Genomic DNA, 5,697 nt, shown 5'->3' on the forward strand with positions numbered 1-5,697 from the left:
AAGTTATTTCCTGTAAAGTTATTTCCTGTAAAGTTGCTGCCCAAGTGGGTAAGGTTCGATTATCAACAGCAGGTAGTGAGCCGATAATGGAACGTACTGTATCCACATCTAACCCATCCCATAATAGCCGCTTTTGAAAATTTCCCCAGTTTCCTTGAGCTGCCAATTGACACCAGCGATCCAGGCGTTCATCGCTCAACTTTTCTTCATTGATTGGGATAGTGTCAACCTCAAACAAGCGATTGCTGAGACGTTCTGAAAGAGAGCTGGCAGACGCCACAATATTTGCTAAATCGGATTGTGTTATCGTCATTATTTTCTCCTATCTCCTGTTCGTTTCTTTTTTGCTCTTGACGAGAGTGCTGTTGCTTGTAGCTGGAATCATATTTATTGCAGAGACAAATACATTACCTACCCCACCAAGGACGCAAAGAAACCCGGTTTTTCTGAAAAATCGCGGGTTTGGCAACGAGAAATTTACAAAGAAACCGGGTTTCTCGCCCCATCGCGCATAATTGTTGAAGAAAACAAATTGCGATTACGTGGATCGCTCTTTTCAAAACTTAGTTCATCTTTCTCATTTTTTGGCTGCTCTTGCTTGGTGGGTAGGGTATTATTTTTAACCCAGCTATGACCAAACCCTAGATAGCCTTTTGCTTCTAAAGGAATACCAGGTTGATAGACCAGTTTTATATGGCTGAGTCTTCTCCAAAATACGCTTTTGGCTCCAGAACCAAATAGGCGATCGCAAACGCTGATATTACTAGGCCATAAATTCGCCACAGATGATTTCTTGGTAAATCCATACCAACATAAAAGGGCATCTTTCTTGGCTGAAGTACACAGTTCTTTTTCAACCAAATAGTCTAAGAATAACTGCCACTTGAATTCATGTGTGGGCGGCTTGTGTAAATAACATTCCAAACCAATTCTGGGTAGAATAGTATCGCCCACATCGAAACTCAAGTAGATGTAATCCACAAACTCAGATAAGTTTGAGACAAGGGTAGAGAGTGTATTGGTTGGATCGCTCCAACCAATTTGCACCAGGTAATCTGGCAACTGAAGAGGGGAAATTCCTTCAACATTGAGCCTGACACCATGAGCTTGGCGGGATAGCATTGCCCCAAGATGGCTGATTTTAGCACCGGCCGGTAAGAAGTCAGCACAACGTCGGAGATTTGACTCGATCGGCGGGGAAACCTGATAGTTCAAGAGCCTGGAAGTCGTTTCAATTAGGCTTTGAGCATCCATGACAATTTTCTGGTTAAATAGCAAGAAAATACACGGAACCGGCAATGAAAATTGCTCTCCATCGAGATCGAATTCCATCCAGATTCGCTCTACTCCTTGATAAAGGAAAGAGGTCGGCTCGCTCCATTCTTGACACAATTCCTGAAAGAATTGCCAAACAGGATGAGTCAAGAACCTCTGTGGCAGGTTCAGGGTAAGGCGGGGGATACTGACTTGGAGGTCTACTCTCGATTGAGTTGCCCCTAGACGACATTCAAACCCACCAACAGATGTAGGGGGTAAGATTTGGGCGAGGGGCTGAATGTGGGATAAGGCTTCAGGAGAAACTAAGTCAGGGTGAAGGTAGGGGGTAACGATTTTCAGGTAATTTTCCATTGAACAGCTCATAATTTACACTCCTATTTGAGATAAGTTGCCAACCTCGAAACCGGACATGATATTACGCCCAGATGTGCTTCAATCGAATACTTAATCGCATGGGCTACTTGGAGGGAACAGAGATATAAACCGAAGGAAAAAACAGCCAGCCATCATCACTGAGGAAGCCAGTTGCTGGCTGGACTGAAAATTCTCCGCAAGGGTCAACATAAATGCTTACCGGAGCAACTGGCATTGCAAATGCCCAGATGTGCTAGTGGCTACGAAGTTAATTACCTCGATCGGGTTAACTTCAGGGGTCGCTAGTCGCTAGTCCATTGACCCGCTTTGTCCGCTGCCGCGGTTGCCGTTACCTTTGCCACTGCCCCATACATACGACCGCCAGATACAATTTCTAGCTCTTCATCTGTTAACTCCTCTTCCACACTGGGGTTTGAGGAAGTGGCTTCTACGGTTGCTTGGATCTCCTCTAGTGTGAAGCTGTAGCCTCGTTCAGTTCCCAGCTTTATAGCTAACTCGCCAAGTCTTTCTGGGGAGATAGCCACTGCTGTTTTGAACTGCTCTTGCAGCGCCTCATCTTGCATGACTTCATTTTTAAATTGATTCAAACTTGCAATAGACATGAGATTTTTCTCCTTGTACTTCGATAAATAGCAGAAGTAATTTTTACTTCTGCTGCTGGCTGGACTGAAAATCCCTCGCTAGGATCAACAGAAATGCTCACCGGAGCAATTGGGATTGCCAACGCCCATATCTGCTAGAGGTGGCTAGGAAGTCAGTTCCTTCGATCGGGTTATTTCTTTTTATCGAGCGTATCCTTCACTCCGTTCGCTGCCGCGAGTACCCCGACTGTCGCTGCCGCAATCCAAGTCACACCGCCAGATACCATTTCTAGCTCTTGCTCTGTTAACTCCTCTTCCACACTGGAGTTCGAGGAGGCGGCTTCTACCGTTGCTTGGACATCCTCTAGTGTGAAGCTGTAGCCTCGCTCAGCTCCCAGCTTTACAGCTAGCTCGCCAAGGCTTTCCGGGGAGGTAGCCGCTGCTGTTTTGAACTGCTCTTGCAGCGTCTCATCTTGCATGACTTCATTTTGAAATTGAGTCAAACTTGCAATAGACATGAGATTTTTCTCCTTGTATTTCGTCGTTTTATTGCGACTCTTCTCAGGATTGTTGACAGAAGAAAAGCTTGCCAAGCTTTCTTTCTGCTTTTAAATAGATGCCAGCCAAATCAACTGATGCACTTTTGATAGCAACGCCGATCGTCCACGCTTTTGAGCGACAGCAATTTCATAACAGAAGAACCTAGAAACGTCAACTCTCCCAGGGCTAATTCAATGCGATCGCGCAAAGGGGGCGGGAAACCGATCGAAGTTGGCATTACTAAAATATTTCAGTGCGTCAAGAGAAAACCAAGTCTCATCAAATGTACCCTGCAACCATTGATTTAATTTAGTTCTGCTTTCCTTCAGATATTCTGATACATCTGCTTCTATCTTTGCCGGAGCTAAAACTACAGGTAGATTCACAGCAACTGGTGCTAAGTAGCGACAGTACAGCAGCAAGTGATGCGGTTCTGCATCAAATAAAGATAGCGGTAGCTGGTAACAACCGTCTTCTAAAGCTGGCAAATCGATCGAACTCCAATAATAATTTATTTGGTCGCAATGCAGAAAACCCCTGATAATTACTTGTTCTTCTTCCTCTAATACTTCTAACATTACATAAAAATTCGAGGTTTGTGTTAGAGATGAAATCGTATTTTGAGGTACGATCGCTACTTCGTCTAGACAGTGTTCAACAGCAATTATACAAAGTTTAAATTCACCTAATTTTAGATAGCTGGTCGTGCCAATTTCAAGTCGTTCAACTGTGTGATTTGGAAGGCGATCGCTCAACCACTGCTCAAAACTTTGTACCGCTAGTGCACTGAGATAAGTTTGCCACTGGCGAGACTCACTTTTGACTCGATCGCTCATTTGTTTTGCCATTTGAAAATATTCGGGTTCGAGCCAAATAACTTCCGGCAACAACAACCTCGCATCTGTTAAATTAACCGACGAACCAATCATTATTTTTCTCCTTTTTTCAGTGGTGCTATGTTGCTAAAGTAAACCCGAAGTTGCCTAGCATACAAGCTGTTCATTTCGCGGTTTTTCCCCGCTTTAATTTCTTCGGCCGCTTCTTTGAAAAATTCTACATCAGCAAAAGCTTCAATTTGTTCAATCAAGGTTTTGAGATACTCTGGTTCAGGGGGAATTTGAGTCAAACCTTTTTCTTGAGCCAAGGTCATCGTACTATCAAGAACTTTCTCTACAGTACGAGCGCGTACATTGTTGATAAGTTGTCCCGGATCTAATACTCGCCTTGCTTGATCCCAACTGCTCATTCCCAATAAAGGAGCTATTTCTTTGAGAGACATTCCCTGACAGTAATATAATTCTAAACCCGTAATAAATTTTCGAGCAAAAATCGCATAACTTTTGCTTTTTTCTAATTTGGCAAGACAAGCGCTAATCTCTTGCTCTATTGATTGAATTAAAGCTGACTTTAGCTGCTGGTGCAAGAATTCCAAAATTTCTTGTTGTTCCACATTTAATTTATCTGTGGAAGCATGAGGTAAATCCGGTCTGAGTACGTCGTTTCCAGTATCAGGGTCGCGGATTTCCAAAGGTTCTCTGGAACTCCAAACGTCATACTGTTTCAACTGCACAGCTACCTGTTTTAGTTCTGCTATCAACTCAATATTGCTCTTGACACTAACATTTTGTTTCTGCAAGGCAGTTAGCATTTCTTGAAGTTGAGAATTAGAGGGGTCTGGGCATTTTTGTACTCCCGCCGATCGGTGTTTGCGCCTGTCTCGGCGGTATACTGCATGAAAGACTTCTATTAATTGGCGATCGCGCTCTGACAAACTTTCAATTTGTTTGGGTCTAGCTCGATTCAAAATTGCCCAATCGCTCAGATGTTTAAACCCAAATTCTGATAAAAAGTTTTTAACTTCTTGATTTTGTTTGGTTTGCAAATAAGCCCAATTGTCTAAGCTCATGCTCGACTGCGAATCAGGCTTAAACGTCCGCAATACCTCAACAGTAAAAAATTTATAATTAGTTGGTTGAGTTTTGCCGTTACCGTCCAACACAAGTTGAGTTTTTGCTTGGCTATCTAGAACGATTAAAGTTTTACCATCATCATTGAGAACAAACGGCAGCAAATCGTTGTAAGTGAATCTTTTTTCACCGCCGAATAAACTATCAATTTTTTGGCAGGCTTTGAGTATCGGATAAGAAACATTGCATCTCAAACAAAGTCCAGCAGCAGCACGCTTGGCTCTACTTATCGCATTATTTTGAGTTAAAAAATCAGAAAATAAAGTTGATTTGGCGTTCTGGTTTAGATGAGTGGCAAAATTAGAAACATTGGTTTGTGTACAATTATTGAGAATTTGATTCTCAAAAAAATCTTGCGCTTCAGGAATTAAACGATATTCATATCCAACTGTTTCCTTAGCCAGACTAATTCTGCAAAGTTTCCAAAATTTCCACAGCATTGCACTTTCCAAAACAGGCAATTTTGACGGTGTGGCAGGAGCGAAAATATCTAACGCTACACAATTAACCATTTATATTCCCCTTTGTAACTAGCTTGATTAATATATTGGAGTTTGGACAATTTGTTTGAAGTCCAAATTGTGGAAAGCTTAATTAATACGATAAATAAATAGATTGGATAAAACTAGGTTACTTTGTGTCAAGTTAATTGCTTGAGTTTGTATTTCCTGTTGCTCTGTAAGGTAGTTATCATTGCACAACTCTGCAATGGGTAGTGACAGAAGAGGGATAATTATGGCAGCTACAGCCCAGGTTGCCTTGAAAAATTGTTTTTAAAGGGAGCATCAGTCACTATGCACGAGTTCAGTTACTTAGAAGAGCTAGTACCTAGCTAGCGAATAAATAGACAAAATGGTACACTTATTAACAAATACACCAGCGTACCATTTTGTTTAAACTTGCGCGTATTTGCCAAAAAGCTTGGTCTTTCGGTAAAAAGGAAATCAAAGAAAACC

General features: G+C 42.2%; 6 protein-coding genes. All 6 read right to left on the minus strand.

From position 1 onward, the window contains the following. A partial coding sequence (locus QT974_RS17790; RefSeq protein WP_333469764.1) for a hypothetical protein occupies positions 1-313 on the minus strand: 313 nt, incomplete at its 3' end. A gap of 164 nt (positions 314-477) precedes the next feature. Further along, positions 478-1,332 carry a hypothetical protein gene (locus QT974_RS17795; RefSeq protein WP_333469765.1) on the minus strand — a complete coding sequence of 285 codons (855 nt, stop codon included), beginning with the start codon at positions 1,330-1,332 and terminating at the stop codon, positions 478-480. Positions 1,333-1,934: 602 nt separating this feature from the next. Continuing rightward, entirely contained in the window at positions 1,935-2,255 is a 321-nt protein-coding gene (locus QT974_RS17800; RefSeq protein WP_333469766.1) for a Nif11-like leader peptide family natural product precursor, read from the minus strand. A gap of 170 nt (positions 2,256-2,425) precedes the next feature. Next, entirely contained in the window at positions 2,426-2,752 is a 327-nt protein-coding gene (locus QT974_RS17805) for a Nif11-like leader peptide family natural product precursor (RefSeq protein WP_333469767.1), read from the minus strand. A gap of 213 nt (positions 2,753-2,965) precedes the next feature. After that, positions 2,966-3,703 (minus strand): DUF1822 family protein, encoded by a 738-nt coding sequence (locus tag QT974_RS17810; protein ID WP_333469768.1) that lies wholly within the window; start codon positions 3,701-3,703, stop codon positions 2,966-2,968. Next, positions 3,703-5,253 carry a hypothetical protein gene (locus QT974_RS17815; protein WP_333469769.1) on the minus strand — a complete coding sequence of 517 codons (1,551 nt, stop codon included), beginning with the start codon at positions 5,251-5,253 and terminating at the stop codon, positions 3,703-3,705. The genes QT974_RS17810 and QT974_RS17815 overlap by 1 nt, the downstream gene beginning before the upstream one ends. Positions 5,254-5,697 lie beyond the last annotated feature (444 nt).

Origin of the sequence: Microcoleus sp. BM001215392, assembly GCF_036700185.1 — a bacterium.
In the GTDB taxonomy this organism is placed as follows: Bacteria; Cyanobacteriota; Cyanobacteriia; order Cyanobacteriales; family Microcoleaceae; genus Microcoleus.